A 1,593-nucleotide genomic window follows, 5' to 3' on the forward strand; every position below is an offset into this window, starting at 1 on the left:
GACGCTCCTGCCCGAGCCGGCGTGTCCGTCCCGGTGCGGCGGCGCGTCGCCGCACCGGGACGGCGGACGTCACCGGACGCGGACGTCCGCCAGGTCGAGGGTGATCGGCGTCCAGGAGAGGTCCGGGGTGCCGTCCTCCTGGCGGATCCGAATTCGGCGCCGCGTCGGCACGATCAGACCGCCGACCTCGATCTCATCGCTGACGTAGTGCGCGACGGGTGTGTCGCCGTTGACCGCCGGCTGGTAGTCCATCCGTCGCAGCAGCCCGCTGTCGTCGAAGTAGTACCGCTGGGTCTCGCTGTGGGTGTCGATGTCCTCGGGGTAGGTCACGCTGAGGACGCGCCAGACCTGGCCGTCCTCCTCCTTCCACGGCTCGACCTCGTGGGCCGAGCGGTTCTTCCCGCTCTTCTCCGCGCCGGCGAATGGTGAGACCGGCTGAACTGTCGAGCATCATGGCCCGGCAGTGATGCGCCGGTGTCACCGAACACGCCGCGGCCAGCTCCGCCCCACGCTCAGGGTCGCCGCCGCCCCGACCCTCCGCTCGTCGGCCGGACAGCGCAGCCGGAGACGGAGAGCCGGGGCCGGGCGCGCGACCGTCAGCGGCGGCAGCGCCACACCAGCGGCCGGTGCACCTGGTTCTCGTACACGGCGCCGACCACGGTCAGCCCGTCGTCGCTGATCCCGTTGGCCGTGTACGTGCCCGCCTCGGTCGTCCGGACCTCGGGCCGGCCCGGCAACCGGCGGGACGTGCCGTCGGGGGCGACGACCAGCGGCGTACCGCCGCCGACCAGCAGGTCGCCGTTGCCGGCGATCCCGGCCGCCCCCGGGAACGGCAGCAGGCCCACCGCTCCGGTGGTGAGATTCCACCGCACCGGCAGCATCTGCACGGCGCCGCCCTGCCGGGCGCCGGGAACCATGCCGATCGCCCACCCGCCCCGCACCGCGTCCACCGAGGCGTGCGAGTGGCCGTCGGGCAACGGCAACGCCGTCCCGGCACCCTGAGGCGTCCACCGGTAGGGCAGCTGGCCCAACCCGCCGACGATCGTGCCGTCCTCGGTGATCCCGGTCGCGGCGGATCCCGGCTCGCCGACCAGCCGGTACGTCTGCGGGCGGTCCGCCGACCACAGCACCGCGTGGTGCGAGTCGCCGGCTCCGCTGGCGGTGCCGACGATGTCGCCCCGAGCGTTGACCGCGTGTACGAGGACCGCGCGGTAGCCCGGCGGGGTGGCCAGGAAGCGCAGCCTCCCACTCCGGTAGACCCAGCCCGTGCCGTCGCCGTCGGTGCCGACCACGACGCCGCCGGCGTTGACCGCGGCCGCGTGCCGCGCGCCGGCCGGCAGGACTTCCGCCCGCCCGTCGGTCCACAGCACGACCCGCCCGTCCTCCTGCCCGGTGCCGATGTCGCCGACGATGTACCGCCCGGTGGGGTCGACGCCGTTCGCGACCGCGACCGAACCGCGAACCGGCTGCGGCAACCAGGACGCCTCGCAGGTGACCGGCGCGCCCGGGGCGGCCGCGCAGGAGTTGCTGCTGGAGACCGGGTTGACCAAGTCCCTGCTCGGTGTCGGTTCGGCGGAGGTGCATCACTAGATG

General features: G+C 74.3%; 2 protein-coding genes. Both read right to left on the minus strand.

The features are described 5' to 3' along the window. Nucleotides 1-69: 69 nt before the first annotated feature. On the minus strand, nt 70-330 hold the full coding sequence (locus tag AB0I76_RS29520; RefSeq protein ID WP_357042303.1) for a hypothetical protein: 261 nt from the start codon (nt 328-330) through the stop codon (nt 70-72). Between the two features lie 266 nt (nt 331-596). Beyond that, entirely contained in the window at nt 597-1,550 is a 954-nt protein-coding gene (locus tag AB0I76_RS29525) for a hypothetical protein (protein WP_357042306.1), read from the minus strand. Nucleotides 1,551-1,593 lie beyond the last annotated feature (43 nt).

This window comes from Micromonospora sp. NPDC049799 (genome assembly GCF_040656655.1).
Lineage (GTDB): Bacteria > Actinomycetota > Actinomycetes > Mycobacteriales > Micromonosporaceae > Micromonospora.